20 protein-coding genes are annotated in these 16,189 nt (G+C 70.0%); 11 read left to right on the top strand and 9 right to left on the bottom strand.

Annotated features, from left to right (window positions below):
- Positions 1–2: 2 nt before the first annotated feature.
- Positions 3–200, bottom strand: a complete 198-nt coding sequence (locus tag ACYQ1L_RS13645) for a recombinase family protein (protein WP_460004627.1) — start codon at positions 198–200, stop codon at positions 3–5.
- A complete protein-coding gene (locus tag ACYQ1L_RS13640; protein ID WP_460004626.1) occupies positions 197–355 on the bottom strand; it encodes a hypothetical protein in 159 nt (52 codons plus the stop codon). Before ACYQ1L_RS13640 ends, ACYQ1L_RS13645 begins: the two co-directional genes overlap by 4 nt.
- Positions 356–448: 93 nt before the next feature.
- On the opposite strand from ACYQ1L_RS13640, the gene ACYQ1L_RS13635 reads away from it, so the two are divergent.
- Complete coding sequence (locus tag ACYQ1L_RS13635) at positions 449–1,846, top strand: FRG domain-containing protein (RefSeq protein WP_460004625.1); 1,398 nt, start codon at positions 449–451, stop codon at positions 1,844–1,846.
- Between the two features lie 142 nt (positions 1,847–1,988).
- Here the strand turns inward: ACYQ1L_RS13635 and ACYQ1L_RS13630 are convergent, their stop codons facing one another.
- Positions 1,989–2,669: a class I SAM-dependent methyltransferase gene (locus ACYQ1L_RS13630; RefSeq protein ID WP_460004624.1), complete on the bottom strand. Its 681-nt coding sequence runs from the start codon at positions 2,667–2,669 to the stop codon at positions 1,989–1,991.
- 51 nt (positions 2,670–2,720) lie between these two features.
- Here ACYQ1L_RS13630 and ACYQ1L_RS13625 point away from each other — a divergent pair, with 51 nt between their 5' ends.
- Positions 2,721–3,482: an alpha/beta fold hydrolase gene (locus ACYQ1L_RS13625; RefSeq protein ID WP_460004623.1), complete on the top strand. Its 762-nt coding sequence runs from the start codon at positions 2,721–2,723 to the stop codon at positions 3,480–3,482.
- Between the two features lie 3 nt (positions 3,483–3,485).
- Here the strand turns inward: ACYQ1L_RS13625 and ACYQ1L_RS13620 are convergent, their stop codons facing one another.
- The gene (locus ACYQ1L_RS13620) at positions 3,486–4,265 is read right to left on the bottom strand and encodes an alpha/beta fold hydrolase (RefSeq protein ID WP_460004622.1); all 780 of its coding nucleotides are present in this window, start codon (positions 4,263–4,265) and stop codon (positions 3,486–3,488) included.
- 85 nt (positions 4,266–4,350) lie between these two features.
- On the opposite strand from ACYQ1L_RS13620, the gene ACYQ1L_RS13615 reads away from it, so the two are divergent.
- Entirely contained in the window at positions 4,351–6,123 is a 1,773-nt protein-coding gene (locus ACYQ1L_RS13615; RefSeq protein WP_460004621.1) for a GNAT family N-acetyltransferase, read from the top strand.
- Positions 6,124–6,186: 63 nt separating this feature from the next.
- On the top strand, positions 6,187–6,348 hold the full coding sequence (locus ACYQ1L_RS13610) for a hypothetical protein (RefSeq protein WP_460004620.1): 162 nt from the start codon (positions 6,187–6,189) through the stop codon (positions 6,346–6,348).
- Positions 6,349–6,401: 53 nt separating this feature from the next.
- Here ACYQ1L_RS13610 and ACYQ1L_RS13605 read toward each other — a convergent pair whose 3' ends face one another.
- Positions 6,402–6,779 carry a VOC family protein gene (locus tag ACYQ1L_RS13605; protein ID WP_460004619.1) on the bottom strand — a complete coding sequence of 126 codons (378 nt, stop codon included), beginning with the start codon at positions 6,777–6,779 and terminating at the stop codon, positions 6,402–6,404.
- Between the two features lie 59 nt (positions 6,780–6,838).
- Here ACYQ1L_RS13605 and ACYQ1L_RS13600 point away from each other — a divergent pair, with 59 nt between their 5' ends.
- Genes ACYQ1L_RS13600 through ACYQ1L_RS13580 form a run of 5 tightly spaced genes read left to right on the top strand, consistent with a single transcriptional unit; the run spans position 6,839 to position 9,862 of the window.
- Positions 6,839–7,192, top strand: a complete 354-nt coding sequence (locus ACYQ1L_RS13600; protein ID WP_460004618.1) for a DUF2695 domain-containing protein — start codon at positions 6,839–6,841, stop codon at positions 7,190–7,192.
- Between the two features lie 19 nt (positions 7,193–7,211).
- On the top strand, positions 7,212–7,787 hold the full coding sequence (locus ACYQ1L_RS13595; protein ID WP_460004617.1) for an alpha/beta fold hydrolase: 576 nt from the start codon (positions 7,212–7,214) through the stop codon (positions 7,785–7,787).
- A complete protein-coding gene (locus ACYQ1L_RS13590) occupies positions 7,787–8,341 on the top strand; it encodes an isochorismatase family protein (protein ID WP_460004616.1) in 555 nt (184 codons plus the stop codon). Before ACYQ1L_RS13595 ends, ACYQ1L_RS13590 begins: the two co-directional genes overlap by 1 nt.
- Positions 8,342–8,383: 42 nt before the next feature.
- Entirely contained in the window at positions 8,384–9,208 is an 825-nt protein-coding gene (locus ACYQ1L_RS13585) for a DNA-formamidopyrimidine glycosylase family protein (protein ID WP_460004615.1), read from the top strand.
- A gap of 48 nt (positions 9,209–9,256) precedes the next feature.
- Positions 9,257–9,862: a DUF1345 domain-containing protein gene (locus ACYQ1L_RS13580; RefSeq protein WP_460004614.1), complete on the top strand. Its 606-nt coding sequence runs from the start codon at positions 9,257–9,259 to the stop codon at positions 9,860–9,862.
- A 132-nt stretch (positions 9,863–9,994) separates the two neighbouring features.
- Here ACYQ1L_RS13580 and ACYQ1L_RS13575 read toward each other — a convergent pair whose 3' ends face one another.
- Positions 9,995–10,294 (bottom strand): Fe-S cluster assembly protein HesB, encoded by a 300-nt coding sequence (locus tag ACYQ1L_RS13575; protein WP_159575462.1) that lies wholly within the window; start codon positions 10,292–10,294, stop codon positions 9,995–9,997.
- A gap of 179 nt (positions 10,295–10,473) precedes the next feature.
- Here ACYQ1L_RS13575 and ACYQ1L_RS13570 point away from each other — a divergent pair, with 179 nt between their 5' ends.
- On the top strand, positions 10,474–10,632 hold the full coding sequence (locus tag ACYQ1L_RS13570) for a hypothetical protein (protein ID WP_460004613.1): 159 nt from the start codon (positions 10,474–10,476) through the stop codon (positions 10,630–10,632).
- Between the two features lie 23 nt (positions 10,633–10,655).
- On the opposite strand, the gene ACYQ1L_RS13565 is transcribed toward ACYQ1L_RS13570, so the two are convergent.
- Positions 10,656–12,149: an MDR family MFS transporter gene (locus tag ACYQ1L_RS13565; RefSeq protein WP_460004612.1), complete on the bottom strand. Its 1,494-nt coding sequence runs from the start codon at positions 12,147–12,149 to the stop codon at positions 10,656–10,658.
- Between the two features lie 276 nt (positions 12,150–12,425).
- Between ACYQ1L_RS13565 and ACYQ1L_RS13560 the strand changes: the two genes are divergently transcribed.
- Entirely contained in the window at positions 12,426–14,300 is a 1,875-nt protein-coding gene (locus ACYQ1L_RS13560) for an ABC transporter ATP-binding protein (protein ID WP_460005826.1), read from the top strand.
- Between the two features lie 71 nt (positions 14,301–14,371).
- Here ACYQ1L_RS13560 and ACYQ1L_RS13555 read toward each other — a convergent pair whose 3' ends face one another.
- Together ACYQ1L_RS13555 and ACYQ1L_RS13550 are read right to left on the bottom strand one after the other, a co-directional pair.
- Complete coding sequence (locus ACYQ1L_RS13555) at positions 14,372–15,145, bottom strand: SDR family NAD(P)-dependent oxidoreductase (RefSeq protein WP_460004611.1); 774 nt, start codon at positions 15,143–15,145, stop codon at positions 14,372–14,374.
- A 60-nt stretch (positions 15,146–15,205) separates the two neighbouring features.
- Positions 15,206–16,147 carry a glycosyltransferase family 2 protein gene (locus ACYQ1L_RS13550; protein ID WP_460004610.1) on the bottom strand — a complete coding sequence of 314 codons (942 nt, stop codon included), beginning with the start codon at positions 16,145–16,147 and terminating at the stop codon, positions 15,206–15,208.
- Positions 16,148–16,189: the final 42 nt, after the last annotated feature.

Below are 16,189 nucleotides of genomic sequence, written 5' to 3'. Positions count from 1 at the left end.
TGTCACCTATCCGTGCAGCAGTCCCGTAGTTGGGGCCGGTCGAGCGACTTAGCGCTAAGGCCTGCATCCTCGTACCAAACGATGTCCCAGCCCTGGGCGTCTGCGTAGCGCTGGATGGTCTCGCGCTGGGCCTCCAATCCCAGGCCGCTGTTGGCCTGCTCCTCGGTGCTGACCCGCAGGTAGCCGATCATGGTCGTCATTGCTCGTCCTCCTCTACCTCGTGGAAGCTCGCGTCTGCTGCCGTCTGCCGGGGAGTGCGCTTGCCGCCCTCGGCTGTCGTCCAGGTGTACTCGTCCTGCCAGCGGTCGCAGAGAGACGCCCGTTGTGGTTTGTCGCCGGGGCTTTCGGTTCCCAAGAAGCGCTCCTTTCAGTCGGTAAATCAACCGATTGTTGAAGCTTTTATGGCCTGATAGGGACCCTTCGAGCAAGCGGCGCGATAACCTCAGCTGTGACCAAGGACGACCCCGAGGACGACACGCCGGCAGAGGCATCCTCGCAGGCCCAGCCCGACGATGAGACCGGAGGGCCCAGCGCCGATGGGACCGGCCCTGGACCTGCTAACCCCACCGCCGCTGGCACAGACCAGTACGGTGCGATCATCAAGTCGATCCTTCTGGGCGCCGAAGCCACGCGCGGGATGCGGGAACAGATGGCCGCCACGCTCGCGCCCGCGATCAGGTCGATCCGGGAACAAGTAGCCAAGGATGCTGCGGCGTTTGCTCTAGGACTCGAGGCCTACAGGTCGAGCCTTCCTTCGCCCGAGGTCATCGCGGGCCTCGCGCGTCAGCTTGATCAAGCACCGGCGCTGACCCGCGCGAGCGACTTTGAAGAGCCAGGCCCGCCCCAAGGGGTCTACTCGGACGCGATGATTTCGGCTGCCAGCTACTTTGCGGGGACTGAGGAGGTCATTGAATCTTTTGATGATCTGCATGCGGCGATAACCAAACTGATCTCCAAGACGCCTGATCTTCCGCTTGTGTGGCGCGGGGTACGGAACGCCGAGTGGGGGCTGCATAGCCACCTTTACCGACACCTAATGCAGGTAAACGGCGTTGTGCCGCCCGCACAGCGGCCAGCGCAACCGCAGCCCTATCCGGACGAGGACCAGATGGTTACCGCCGAAACGGAAGTTCTCCGTATCGCGCGCAACGACTGGCGGTTCGACAACCTTTCTGCGTTGGAGACGTTTGCGCGAGTGCAGCACTTCGGCGGACCGACACGCCTGATCGACGTCACGAAAAATCCGTATATCGGCGCATGGTTCGCCGTCGAGTTCGACGCGAACACCGAGGATGATGACGCTCGCCTGTTTGCGCTCGCCACAATGCCGGTCACGCGGGAAGGCAAGCAGCCGCCGCCTGACTCGAGGTTGTGGTTGGACGAACTCGGTGCGGCGCGTGACCCTTACTGGCACGCAATGCGGACAAACGCTGATCGCCAACTATTCGACTGGGGAACCGGAGCCAGGCGTCGAGTGTGGGTGCCCCCGGCGTACGATCCGAGAATCTCCGCGCAGAACGCGGCATTCATCCTTGACGGTGTGCCGATCACGTCATCCAAAATCGCTCCGTACTTCAAGATTGAGGGAAGTTCGTACTGGCGACGTAACGACCTGCTCGCTTCCGCGTCCATATACGCGAAGATGTTCAGACCGACCGCAAAGCCGCAATACAACGCTCGGAACTTCGCGCCGACGTTCAGCTTCCGAATCACCGCGAAGGCGAAGCATGAGATTCGCGACGTTATGGAATCGCGCTTCGGCTACAGGCGGTCCTACATCTACCCGGACATGTCTGGGCTAGCGAGCCATCTGAAATCTCTGCCGCTGGACGGCAGTGCAGGTTAGTCGCTTCTTCCTGCGGCCACGGCTCTGTCGGCGGTGAACACGTCCTGCCCCGTGTGTACGGCGCGTCGTAGTCTGCTCATGAAACCATAATGCCTAACTTTGACGTAACCCGGTGGAGTTCCGCTTCAACGTCTGATCATCCTCAGGCAACCGCGGGCTTCGTCCACTCGATCGTGTGGCGGAAGCCCAGTCGGCGGCGGATCACCGCGCCGGGCATGGTCTGCCGCACCGCGTCCCGGATCTGGGCGAGCGTGTACTCCGGATCCTTGACGGGGAAGGGCGGAGCCGCGTCTGCTTGTTGCGCCACCCAGGGGTGCTTCACGAAGCCGATGATCGGGTTGGTGAGCATCGAGGCCACATCCCACAGCTGATCCGCTGCGGAGTCGGGCCGGGCCAGCCCGACGCACAGGAAGCGTCCGCCGGGCTTCAGGATCCTGTCGACCTGGCGGAGCGCCGGCATGAGGTCGAGGTGATGCAGCACGGCGATCATCGTGACCACGTTTTTGCCCTCGGAAACCTGTTCCAACGGGGTGGCGTCCACGGTGACGTTCGCGAGGCCCGCGCACCGGGCGGCGCTCGCCTCGCGCATGCCGGCGTCGATGTCGATGCCATGGACGTGGTCGAAGTGCTGCGCCAACCGAGCGAGGAGCTCGCCTCGACCGCACCCGATATCGAGCGCTTCGCCGCGTCCCGCAGGCAGTCGCGCGACCATCCAGGAATGGAACGCGTCGTTGTGGCTCCACGGGTGCCGGGCGTTCAGGGCGCGCATCGCGGCGGCAGCCCGGGCGCCCATCCCGGTGCGCAGCGCGTTCCTCACCTGCACCTGCCTCAGTGTGCCATGGCCCGACCGCGGCCGACGGCCTACCGTGGAGTCGTGGACGTACCCGCGGGCAGCACCATCGTGCACTTCGTCGAGCACGGGAGCGGTCGCCCTGCGCTGATCCTGCACGGAGCCGGGGTCGACCACCGCGAGGCGGAGGCGTGCTTCGAACCGGCGTTCGCGGGGACGGAGGGGATCCGGCGGATCTACCCCGACCTGCCCGGGATGGGGCGCACCGCCGCCGAAGGCATCGACAGCGCCGACGACGTCGTCGGGGTGCTGCTCGACTTCGCCGAGCGGGTCGCTCGCGACCAGCCGTACCTCCTGGTGGCGCATTCGGCCGGGGCGCACTTCGCCCTCGGGGTGGCCGCGCGACACCCGGAGCGTGTGGCCGGGCTCGCGCTGATCTGCCCGCTCCTGCCCGATATCCGAGACGTGCCGGAGCACCGCGTTGTCGCCGGGTCGGGGGACCTCGGCGACGAGACGTTCCGGGAGTACTTCGTCGTGCAGACGCCGGAGACGCTCAAGCGGTATCAGGAGTTCGTCGTCCCGGGGGCGGAGCTCGCCGACGAGGCCGCCATGGAGCGGATCGCCGCGCGCTGGGAACTCGCACCGGGAGCGCCGTTCGACAGACCCGCCTTGATCGTGGCGGGCCGACTCGACGCGACGGTCGGCTATGCGGCCGCTCTGGACCTCGCGGATCGCTGGTTCCGGGCCACGGTGGCCGTGCTCGACGACACGGGGCACGCGCTGCCGCACGAGAAGCCGGAGCTGCTGCGCGCGCTGATCGGGGACTGGGTGAGAAGGACCCAGTAGGGCTCAACCATGTCGGGCGACGTCATGCTTGAGCACCTGCGGCCAGGTGTCCACGTCGACGGGGTCGCTCGCCACCGACAGGGTGGCGCGGGGCAGCAGGGACGCCAGCGTCTGCGCCGTCGCGAGCGGGTGTCCCGGATCCTCGATCCACGCCAGGATCGTGGTCGGGACGTCGATCCGGCTGATCACGTCGTGGGCGGGAAGGTCGCTCATCGCGGCACCGCGCAGCAGCGACGGCAGCAGCGCATCGGCGACGTCGGGCACGGTCTCGGGCGCGCCCACGGTCGCGGGCGGGGGCGTTCCGCCGCGATGGGCGGCGACCAGGGCGTCGACGCCCTCGGATTCGACGAGGGCCGCGTCGTTCCGGTAGTTCTGCGCCTGCGCGGCGCGGGTCTCCCACGCGGTGGGCGGCACCGTGAGCGTGAGGCCGGCGAACCGGTCGGGTTCGCGGGCCGCGGCATGCAGCAGCGTCGCCGCGCCCATGGATGGCCCGACGCCGTGCACCCGCTCGCCCGGAAACCAGTGATCGAGCAGCCGCAGCAGGTCGTCGGCGAGATTGGGCCAGGTGTAGTCCTCCGCGACCTTGCGCCCGGTCGACCTGCCGTGACCGCGGGCGTCGTACCGCAGCAGGCGCGTTCCGCTCAGACCTCGACCGAGGTCCAGGTTCAGGACGCGATCCCTCGCCCGGCTCGAGGTCAGGCCGTGCAGCTGCACGACGGGGTGTCCGCCCTCATCGCTGAGCGCGACGGCGAGCTCCGCGCCGGTGACCTCGAAGGTGGGCATCGGTCTCCTTCCGCTCCCGGGTCGCGCGTGCCGGATCCGCGGGCGCGACGCTGATGCCAGGCTAGCGGGACGCTAGGGTACTCCCATGCGTCTGACCCACGTCACGCAGTTGCGCCTCCCGTTCGGCCGGCTCTGGGAGTACGACGTCAGCGCCTCCAAGCTCGGCGCGCGCCTGCCGGTCTCCTTCGACCAGGGGATCCACGTCGGCCTCGGAGACAGGCCGGGATCGTGGATGGCGATCTCGTTCCGCCTGCCGCATCGGGCGACGAAGGAGGAACTCGCGGACGCGTGGCTCGCGGTCATCGGACGTCACGGCACCCTGCGCACCGCGTTCGCTCCGGGCGAGGACGGTCGACCCCGGCTGCATGAGATCGCGATCGGTCCGGGATCCTGGCTCGAGCACGACATCCTTCCGGGGCAGGCCGTCAACGACGCTGTGCGGGACGTGCTCGACGCGGCGTGCTCTCCGTACCGCAGTCCGTCGTACCGGCTGTGCGTCCTCGAGAACGCGACCGAGACCATGGTCGTGATCGGCTCCGACCATGCACATGTGGACATGTGGTCGATGCTCGTCCTCGCCCGCGACCTCATGACGGCGCTGGACGCGGCGCGCGACGGCCGGGAGCCCTGGTCGGCGCCGGTCGCCGCGTTCGTGGACCACACCCGGTCGCTGCTCGAACGCGACCCGGCGCCGGACGAGGTGCGGCGACGGTGGGCCGACATCATCCGCGACAGCGGCGGGGTGATGCCCCGGTTCCCGTTGCCGCTGGGCGCACCCGAGGCGCAGCGCGAAAGGGTCGAGGTGCGCGATGTGCTGGATCCGGACGACAGCGTGGCGTTCGCCGCGCAGGCACGGGACAGCGGAGTGTCGACGCTGGCGCTCGCCGTCGTCGCCATGACGGCGGTCACGCGAGAACTCGCGGGCACGCCGTTGCGGGCGATCTTCCCGGTGCACAGCCGCTACGAGGACACCTGGCACGATTCCGTGGGCTGGTTCATCACCAACTCCGTTCTCGAGTCGTCGGTCGCCGAGCCGCGTGAAGCGGCCGCGGCGGTCAAGGAGGCCGTGCAGCTCGGGTCGTGGCCGCTGGCCGATGTGCTCGCGCCCTGGGGCGGGATGCCGATCGCGCCGGGGATGTTCGCGATCTCCTGGCTGGATCTGCGCCGGCTGCCGGTGCGGATCGACTCCGTCGGGCTCGACGCGCAGTACGTCGGCGCGGCGATCGACACCGACGGGGTCATGCTCTGGTTCATCCTCGACGAGTCCGGTCTGCACCTGCGGTGCCGGTATCCGGACACGGCGGAGGCTCGGGACAATGTCGGCCGATGGCTCGACCTGCTCGTGGCGCGGCTGCAGGCGGAGGCGAAGACGTCGGTGAGGGGGCTGCTCCACGTGGCGGGCCGCACGTACCGGATGGAGCGGGCGGAGCGAGCGGACATCGAGGCGATCGCGGCGCTGCTCGCCGACGACCCCTTCGGCGCGGAGCGCGAGGACGTCGAACTCGGCCGATACGAGTCCGCGTACAGCGCGGTCATGCGCGACCGCTCGAACTTCCTCGGAGTGGTGCGCGATGACGCGGGGCGCATCGTGGCCACCGTGCAGCTGACCGTCATCCCCGGCCTTTCGCGCGGCGGATCCACGCGGCTGCAGATCGAGGGTCTGCGGGTCGCGCCCGCCGAGCGTTCGCAGGGCCTCGGCACGGCGATGCTGGAGTGGGCCCATGACTTCGGCCGGTCCCGCGGGGCGACCCTCGCCCAGGTGACGACCGACGAAGCCCGGGATCGGGCGCGCGCCTTCTACACCGGGCTCGGCTACCGCACGGCGCACGTGGGGCTGAAGCGGCCGCTGCTCGACTGATCCGCGTGCCGGCCCATTGCGCTCGGGCGTACCCTGACGGTGTCTTCCCGAGGAGGCGCACTCATGACCGACACCGGTGCACGGCCCGAATCCGCACACGTTCCAGAGCCCGGGGAACCGAGCATCCCCGAGCTCGAGGCGGATGAGAACATCGCTCCGCGCCCGGAGGAGGAGATCGCCGATCTGCTGCGCGCCGAGCCCGACGCGGACGATCACATCGGCTGAGCCGGACCACCGGCGTGCTCGCGTCGCGTCGACGTCGGCGGGCGCGGCGCGCCTCACGACGGTGCGAAACCGGTCCGTCCCGCGGCATCGATGACGCAGAAGCGGTTGCCCTCCGGGTCCTCCATGATCACGTAGTCCGCATCCGCCGGCCTGCCCGACCAGTGCACTTCGCGGGCGCCGAGGCCGGAGAGCCGGGCGACCTCCGCCGCTTGGTCCTCGGCGTAGAGGTCGAGATGGATGCGCGGCGGAAGGATCCGCTCGCTCGGCATCATGTCGAGGGACACGTTCGGCCCTCGCCCATCGCGCGACTGCAGCACCACGAACTCATCGTCGTGCGGCTCGCGGACGACGTAGTCCAGCGCGGCCGTCCAGAACGCCTTCTGCCGCTCCAGATCATCGACGCGGATGACGACGGATCCCACGACCAGCATGGTCGCCACGATACCCGGGCCCACGCTGGATTGTCCGTGGCCAGTGGCAGTGTGCGCGCATGAGCACCTCACAGATCGAGATCGAGGCGGAGCAGATCGTGCGTGCGCTGAGCGAGGAGCTGTTCGCGCCCGGGGACGGCGAGTGCCTGGTCTGCTTCGTCGACCGCCAGCTGACCGCGCACGGGTGCAACGGCACGCACCGGTTCACCGAGCACTATCGGGAGGTCCGCGCGCCGCGAGCGACCGCGCTGCTGCGTCGTCTGAGCCAGCAGGGAGCCTGCTGCTGCGATTGCGAGATCTTCCTGAACGCCTATGAGCTCGTGCGGGCGGACGACGCCTCCTCCTGCGGCGGGGTGCGCTCGGGATCCGTGCAGCCGTGTGCACGATGGCGTCGCCAGCGGCGAGGGTGGTGACACTCGATACGATGGCTCGGTGACTACCGAGAACCACAGCATCTTCGAACCCGATGGCCGCGCAATCCCCTACGTCGACGAGATGTCGGAGGGCGACGGTCCGGTTCTGGTGCTGATTCCCGGACGCGGTCTGGAGGGCGGCGCGCTCGGGTCTGTCGCGCACATCCTCGCCGGCGAGGGGATCCGCGTGCTGCGGATCGGCAGCCGCGCGGATGACGAGGCCACCCTCGAGGAGCGTGTGCAGGACGCGAGCGACGTGATGGACCACGTCGGCATCGGTGCGACCTGGATCGGCGGCCACGGCGTCGGCGGCACGGTCGCCCGCGCGCTGTCGGCCAAGCGCACGGATCGCGCGCTCGGCGTGCTGCTGCTCGGCGTCGAGGACGTCGACGTGCCGCTCGCTCCGTCGGTGCCGGTCCTGATCATCCAGGGATCCGAGGACGACGTGATGCCGCCGGCGAACGGCGAGAAGCTGCGCAAAGCCGCTCCGGAGCGGACCAGCGTCGTGACCATCGAGGGCGGCGGGCACCTGTTCCCGGTGAGCGATCCGGTCGACACCGCGTTCGCCATCGAGGACTACCTGGCCTGGGACTGATGCCCACGGAAGCCGCAGAGGCGGACGCCCGCACGGTCCTGCTCGTGATCGACATGCAGGCGGGTGTGCTGCCCGGTTGCTTCGATGAGGAGGGCGTGCTGTCGCGGACCGACGCGCTCGTGCGGCGGGCCCGCCGCGAGGGCGTTCCGGTGGTCTGGGTGCATCACGACCCGGTCGGAGTCGGCACCGCCGACTGGGAACTCGCCGCGCCTCTCGAGCGCGTCGAGGGTGAGCCGCTCGTCCGCAAGAGCTACCGCGACGCGTTCGCCGAGACGGACCTCCGCGCCGTGCTCGACGACCTCGGTGCGACGCGGCTGGTCGTCGCCGGGGCGCAGCCCGACTTCTGCGTCCGCACCACGACGCAGCGCGCCGCGGCGGAGGGGTACGACGTGACGCTCGTGCGAGACGCGCACACGACCACGGACGCCACGGCGGACGGCGTGACGATCACCGGCGCGCAGATCGTCGCGCACACGAACATGTATTTCGCCGGGCTCCGCTACCCGGGGCAGGTGTTCGCCATCGCACGCCACGACGAGGTCGCACTGGTCTGAACCCGCTGAGCCGATGTCCGCGCCCGGTGCGAGGATGGGCTCATGCCTGAGTCGCCGGAGGTGCAGGCGCTCGTCGAGTTCCTCGACGATCGGGTGGTCGGACGCGAGATCGCGGAGATCGATGTCGCGGAGTTCCGCATCGTGAAGACGCGTGGCCGGCCGCCGGGTTCGTTGATCGGTGCACGCATCGCGGGTCTGCAGCGCTTCGGCAAGCACGTCGGGTTCGACACCACGGCGGGATGGCTGATGCTCGGGTTCGGGCGCAACGGATGGATCCGCTGGCACGCGCCGGAGGATCCGCCGAGCGAGGAAGCGGTGCCGGAGGTCGCCCGGATCGGGCTGGACGACGGTGCGGCGATGCAGATCGTCGACACGGGGGACTTCCTCGCCGTCACCACGTCCGTCGTTGACGCTCCCGCCGACCTCTCCGGTATCGCCGGGCTGGGGCCGGATCCGCTGGCCGACGGCTTCACCCGCGACGCGTTCGAGCGGGCGCTGGGCACTCGCCGCAAGCAGATCAAAGCACTGCTGCAGGAGCAGACCTCGCTCGCGGGCATCGGCAATGCCTACTCCGACGAGATCCTGCACCGCGCCAGGATCGCCCCTGCCGTGCACGCCGCGGTGCTCGACGCCGACGAGCGGCAGCGGCTGTTCGAGGCGACGGTCGACGTGCTGCGCGGTGCCGCCGCGGATCGGCGTGGCCTGCCGCCGGACCAGCTGAAGCAGGCCAAGGTCGCGGCGATGGCCGTGCACGGCCGTGGCGGAGAGGCGTGCCCGGTGTGCGGAACCACGATCGTCGATCGTGTGTTCGGCGGCGCCTCGGCGCAGCTGTGCCCGCACTGCCAGCCCGGACCCTCCCCGGCGTGAGGCGGCGCCCGGGATAGCATGCGGAGGTGAGTTCGCTTCCTCTGAGCCATGGCTGGCGCGTGCGCACGCCCGTCGCGATCCTGGTCGGCATCGTGGTCGGATACTTCGTCACGCCGCTGCTCGGCCCTGCTCGCCGCCTGGGGCGCGCTGGCGCTCGTCAGCACGGTGTGGATCCTGCTCGTCACGTGGCGCATGGACGCCGAGCAGACCCGCACCCACGCCACCGAGGAGGACCCGGGGCGCAGGATCGCCCGGCTGATCGCCGTGACCGGCAGCTTCGTGAGCATCGCGGCGGTGCTGGTGGTGGTGCTGGAGGCGCGGCACGCGGCGGGGTGGACGCAGTTCGCGCTCGCCGGTATCGCGGTGCTCAGCGTCGCGGCCTCCTGGGCGCTCATCCAGACCGACTACATGCTGCGGTACGCCAAGCTGTACTACGACGGATCCCGCGGGATCATGTTCAACCAGCCCGAGGATCCGCAGTACACCGATTTCGTGTACTTCTCGGTCGGCCTGGGGATGACCTATCAGGTCGCCGACACGAACGTCACCCGCAATGCGATCCGCCGGCTCGTGATCGCGCAGACCACGATCGCCTACGTGTTCGGCGCGCTGATCCTCGGCACGATCATCAACCTCGTCACCGGCCTGGGCTGACCGCCACGGCGTGACCGCACCGGCGTGACCGCACCGGCGTGACCGCAGCGCCGCTCGCGCGAGCCTGGCCCGGGCAGGAAAAGGGCTCGAGCGGACGGCGCGGAGCCGACCACCCGAGCCCGGCGCGGACCGTCAGACGGCCTGCGGCAGAAGGGAGAAGGACACGGCGCCCTCCTCGTTCACGTTCGCATCCAGGACTTTGTCGTCCAGGACGATGGCGGCCTCCCCTTCCAGGAAGACCGGGGCGCCGGGCAGATCCAGGATCTGATCGTCCGGCTCCGGCGCGACGACCACGTCGGCGGCCAGACGGGGTTCGCCCGTCTGCGCCGGTGCGTCGGCCGTGTGGATGCGCAAGCCCGCGCCCTCCGTGTCGGTGCGACGACGGACGAGCGTGGTGACCAGCGCGGTGGCGTTGTCGGTCAAGGTGAGCACGAGGCACTCCTTCCGGTTTCGGTCATACCGCGGTCACGGCATGTCCGGGCCACGATTCCTCGTCCGGGCCGCGCTCTCAACCGCGCTGCGGCGTTTCGGCTCGATTCGGAGGTTCTTCCCACCTGGGCGGGGTCGTCGGCTCCGACGCCGGTCCGCGCCGGCGGGCGTACCATCGAAGGATGACCACCGCAGCCGGATCCGAGCAGCAGACCCCCGCGGACGCCGAGCGTCCGGCGCTCGGAAGCGCCCGGGGTCTGACTCTGCTTCCCGGCCTCGACGCGCTCGACGTCGGCCTGTGCATCGACGGCGCCTGCCGCCTCCCCGGCGCGAAGGATTGATCCCGCGCCGGGAGTGCTTGCGGTCAGTGCGCGGCGGGTGCGGCGCTCTCCTCGGGAGCGAACTCGCCGTGCGGCTGGTCCTCCGGCTTGCGGATGATGAACGCGCCGACGATGGTCACGGTCGCGATGACGGCGCCGATGATGAACGTCGCCCGGGAACCGGCGGCGACCGCCGTCGGCACCGTGGTTCCGCCCTGCCCGTTCACGATGAGGGTGAAGACGGCCATCATCACGGCGATGCCCGCCGCTCCGGCCACCTGCTGCACGGTGCCGATGACCGCGCTGCCGTAGGAGTAGAACTTCGGCGACAGCGAGGCGAGGGAGGCCGTGAACAGCGGCGTGAACGACAGCGCCAGCCCCACCGACAGGAGGGTTTGCGCGATCAGCACGATCCAGACGGGCGTCGTGGGGGCGAGCGTCGTGTAGAACCACAGCGTCGCGGCGGCGAGGATGGATCCGGGGATGAGCAGGATCTTGGTGCCGCGGGCGTCGTAGATGCGACCGATGACGGGGCCCAGCAGGCCCATCGCGAGGGCGCCCGGCAGCACCACGAGCCCTGCCTCGGTGCTCTCCAGGCCCAGCGCCTTCTGCAGGAAGAGCGGGATGACCGTGATCGTGCCGAAGAACGCGAGCGACAGCAGGAACATCTGCAGCATGGAGAGGGTGAAGTCGCGCGAGGTGAACACCCGGAGGTCGAGCAGCGCGTCGTCCTTGCGCTGCAGCACCACCTGGCGCCACAGGAACGCCAGCAGGCCCAGCGCGCCGACGACCAGCGAGATCACGAGCGGCGCCGGCGATGCACCGCCGCCGGCAAGGGCGCCGGTCTGGCTGAGGCCGAACACGAGCCCGCCGAAGCCGAAAGCACTCAGCACCACGGAGAACACGTCGAGAGGTGCGTCGGTGCGCTCGCCCACGTTCGTCAGCCAGCGCCACCCGATGAACATCGCGACCAGGGCGATGGGCAGCACGACCACGAAGATCGCACGCCAGCTGAAGTGGTCGAGGAGGAAGCCCGAGAGCGTCGGCCCGATCGCAGGAGCGAGCGAGATGACGGTGCTCACGCGTCCCATCATCCGTCCCCGGCTCTGCGCCGGGACCAGGTTCATCAGCGTGGTCATGAGCAGCGGCATCATGATCGCGGTTCCCGAGGCCTGCACCACGCGGGCGAGCAGCAGCATCGGGAACCCGATCGCGACCGCGGCGATGAGCGTGCCCGCGGAGAACAGCGTGAGCGCACCGAGGAACATCTGTCGCGTCGAGAACCGGCGCAGCAGGAAGCCGGTGGTGGGGATCACGACGGCCATGGTGAGCATGAACGCGCTCGTCACCCACTGCGCCGCGAGCGGGTCGATGTGAAGATCGTCGATGAGGTGCGGGATCGCCATGCTCATCGTCGTCTCGTTGAGGATGGCGACGAACGCCGCCGCGAGCAGGACCCAGATGACGGCCATGTCTCGACGGGGGATGAGGGAGGATCCGGCGCTGGTCGGCACGGATCCGGCTTCGATGGCGGACATGTGTTCCTCCGGCTCTGCGGGGGCGAAAAAGGGGGATGGGACGCGGCAGCGAAGCCGGCGACTCTCAGCGTAACCACAGGGTCGAACATTCCATTCCCGGCAGGGGCTCGGCGCTGCTCTCGGCAGCGCTGGACCCGCTCGCAGGGCGTTGCGCCGTGAGCGGACGGCACGGGTGCCACAGCCGGGGCATCGGCGCGGGGACATACGCTTGCGAGGTGCCGAGGGTGCAGGCGGCCCGCGGCGGGCAGGGGTGAGCTCATGAGCATGATGGTGAGGATGGGCGGCATGCGCGGTGCACGACCGGTCGACGAGGCGGCCCAGCGCCGGCAGAACGCGGAGGCCCCGCGCATCCCCGACCTCGGGCGGCGCGTCGTCGCCCTGTTCCGTCCCTATCAGGGTCGGATCCTGGTGACCGGCCTGCTCGTGATCCTCGGCGCCGCGCTCGGCGTCATCCCGCCGCTGCTCGTGCAGCGCGTGTTCGACGACGCCTTGTTCCCGCACGGCCGGAGCGCGCCGCGACTGGATCTGCTCGTCCTGCTCGTGGTCGCGATGATCGGGCTCTACCTGCTGTCCTCCGGGCTCGGCGTGGTGCAGACGTGGCTGACCTCCACGGTCGGCAACAGCGTCACCGGGGATCTCCGCGTGCGCCTGTTCGAGCACCTGCAGGCCATGGAGCTGGGCTTCTTCACCCGCACCAAGACGGGCGTCATCCAGTCCCGGCTGCAGAACGACGTCGGCGGCGTCTCCGGCGTGCTCACCAGCACTGTGACGAGCATCCTGGGCAACACCGTGACGGTGATCGCCTCGCTCGTCGCGATGATTCTGCTGGACTGGCGGCTGACCATCATCGCCGTGTGCGTCATGCCGATCCTGGTTCTCGTGCAGCGCCGCGTCGGGCAGGTGCGCGCACGCATCGCCGGCCAGACTCAGGAGTCGCTCTCGGAGCTGACCGCGATCACGCAGGAGACCCTGAGCGTGTCGGGGATCCTGCTCTCCAAGTCCTTCAACCGCCAGCGCTCCGAGTCGGCCCGCTACCAGGCGCAGAACCGCACCCAGATCCGGCTGCAGGTGCGTCAGGCGATGAGCGGGCAGGGCTTCTTCGCCGTGGTGTCGGTGCTCATGTCCAGCGTGCCGGCGATCATCTACCTGGTCGCGGGGTTCCTCGTCGCGGGCGGAACCGGATCCATCACGGCGGGCGCCATCGTCGCGTTCACGACCGTGCAGGCGCGGCTGCTCATGCCGCTCATCGGGCTCATGCGCGTCGCGCTCGAGGTGCAGACCTCCCGCGCCCTGTTCGCCCGCATCTTCGAGTACCTCGACCTCGTGCCCCAGATCCAGGACGCGCCGGACGCCCTGCCGGCGACCGCCGCTCCCGGGCCGCGCGGTCAGCTCGAGTTCCGCGACGTGCGCTTCCGCTACCCGGATGCGTCTCCGGCGGCCCGCGACACCCTGCAGGGGATCTCGTTCACGGCGGAGCCGGGGCAGCACGTCGCGTTCGTGGGGCCGTCGGGCGCGGGCAAGACGACGATCCTGTACCTCGCGCCGCGCCTGTACGAGGCGACCGGGGGGCAGGTGCTGTTCGACGGCGCCGATGTGCGCACGCTCACCCAGGAGTCGATCATCGACGAGATCGGCATCGTGTCGCAGGAGACGTACCTGTTCCACGCGACGATCCGGGAGAACCTGCTGTACGCCAAGCCCGACGCCACGGATGAGGAGCTCGTCGCGGCGTGCACGGCGGCGAACATCCACCATGTGATCGCGGGGTTCGAGAACGGCTACGACACGGTGGTGGGCGAGCGCGGCTATCGCCTGTCCGGCGGGGAGAAGCAGCGGATCGCGATCGCGCGGGTGCTGCTGAAGGATCCGCCGGTGCTGCTGCTGGACGAGGCGACCTCGGCGCTGGACACGGTCTCGGAGCGGGTCGTGCAGGAAGCGCTGGACGAGGCGGCGAAGGGCCGCACCACGCTCACGATCGCGCATCGGCTGTCCACCGTGATCGGCGCGGACGTCATCCACGTCGTCCAGGAGGGGCGGATCGTCGAGTCGGGCACCCACGCGGAGCTGCTCGCCCAGGGCGGGCTGTACGCCGATCTGGCCGCGCAGCAGGTCGCCGCGGCGCGGATCGACACGGACGTCCGCTCCGCCTGAGGTTCGGCGGGTTCCGCCGGGGCACCGCGAACAGGCGGCCCCCGACGGAGTTCCGGACCCGGGGGGAGCGCTCAGTGCGCGCTCATCCCGCCGTCGACGAAGAGGGAATGCCCGGTGACGTACGCGGATCCCGCGCCGGCGAGGAACACCGCTGCACCCGCGAAGTCGGAGGGCAGGCCGTTGCGGCCGACCATCGTCCGTGCGGCGAGCGCGGCGATGCGCGCCGGATCCTCCTGCAGGCGCGCGTTGAGCGGGGTGAGCACGAACCCGGGCACGAGCGTGTTGCTGGTGACCCCGGTGCCGCCCCAGGCCTCCGCCTCGGAGCGCATGAGCGATTCGACCGCGCCCTTCGAGACACCGTAGATCCCGCTGCCGACGAAGGCGCGGTGCGCCTGCTGCGAGCTGATGTGGATGAGCCGGCCGTAGCCGCGCTCGGCCATCCCGGGCGCGTACCGCTGGCCGAGCAGGAACGGCGCCAGGGCGTTCACCGTCATCGTGGCGTCCCAGTCGTCCTCGGTGATGTCGCCGAAAGCGGGCCGGATGTTGATGCCCGCCGAGTTCACGAGGATGTCGGGCTCGCCGAACGGCTCGGTCGCGGCCTCCGCGGCCGCACGGATCCCGTCACGGGTGCCGAGGTCGCCGACGACGCCGGCGGCTCGGCACCCGGCATCGGTGAGCTCGCGCACCGTCTCGTCGATGCGATCGGCGCCGCGGGCGACGATCACGGTCGCGGCTCCGGCGCGGGCGAGTGCGGTCGCGATGCCGCGGCCGATGCCGGAGCTTCCGCCGGTGACGACGGCGGTGCGGCCATCGAGCGAGAAGAGTTCGGAGAGATAGGCGTTCATGGTGGTCCTGAGTCTGAGAGACGCGCGCACGCCCGCGCCGGCATGCGGAGCTGGGCCCGGCTACCAGCGCAGCGCGGCGGCGAGTGCGGGATCGACACGGGCGTCCGCGAACTCGGGGAGTGCCTCGAGATCGTCCAGGAACGCCCGGACCGCCGCAGGATAGGCGGGGTCGGGGTGGGTGCCGGCGATCTCCTGGAGCGGCGGCAGGTCCATCGCGAGGATGAGCTCGAGCCTAGCGGTCACCGCGGCGTGCGCGCCCGCCTCGTGCAGCACGGCGATCCCGCCACGCAGCGCGGCCAGGTAGTCGCGCAGCACCGGCAGGCGGTCCTTGCCCTGGGTGATCGACGAGCCGTCGGCGCGGAGCCGCCACTGCACGACCACGTCGGGGATCACGTCGAAGGCGCGCGCGGTCGTGTACATCCGCTGTGCCACGATCTGGTCCTCGTACGCGACCTCCTCGGGGAAGCGCAGCCCCGCCCAGAACGCCGTGCGGCTCAGCTTCGACCAGGCCACGATGTTCGCGGAAGCGGCCGGGTGCGCGAAGATCGTGGTGCCGAGTCGCTCGGGATCCGTCGCCGCCGCGACCCATGGCTGCACCCGCCCGGGCACGTAGCGGTGGCCGTCCCAGCGGGAGCGCACGTAGGCGCCCGCCACGAAGTCGCTGCCCGTCGCCGCGATCGTTCCGGTCATCCGCTCCAGTGCCGTCGGTGTGAGTTCGTCGTCGCCGTCGAGGAAGCCGAGATACTCGGTGTCGACGAGCTCGAGCGCGGCGTTGCGGGCACCGCCGAGACCGCGGGCCTCAGTGTGCCGCAGGACCGTGAAGCGAGGATCCGCGCTCGCCGCGGCGTCGAAGATCCGCCCGGTGTCGTCGACGGATCCGTCGTCGACGAGGATCGCCCGCCAGGAGGGCAGCGTCTGCGCGCGCAGCGAGTCGAGGGCGGCGGGGGCGAAGGCGGCGATGTCGCGACCGGGCACGATCACGGTCACGAGCGGGGCGGGCACCTCGCCAGTCTAGGAGCGGAGGACGGGTACGAGGGCGGGGGC

The organism is Microbacterium xylanilyticum (assembly GCF_054654695.1).
The sequence above is the reverse complement of the archived record's forward strand: the minus strand, read 5'-3'. Positions and strand labels throughout refer to the sequence as shown.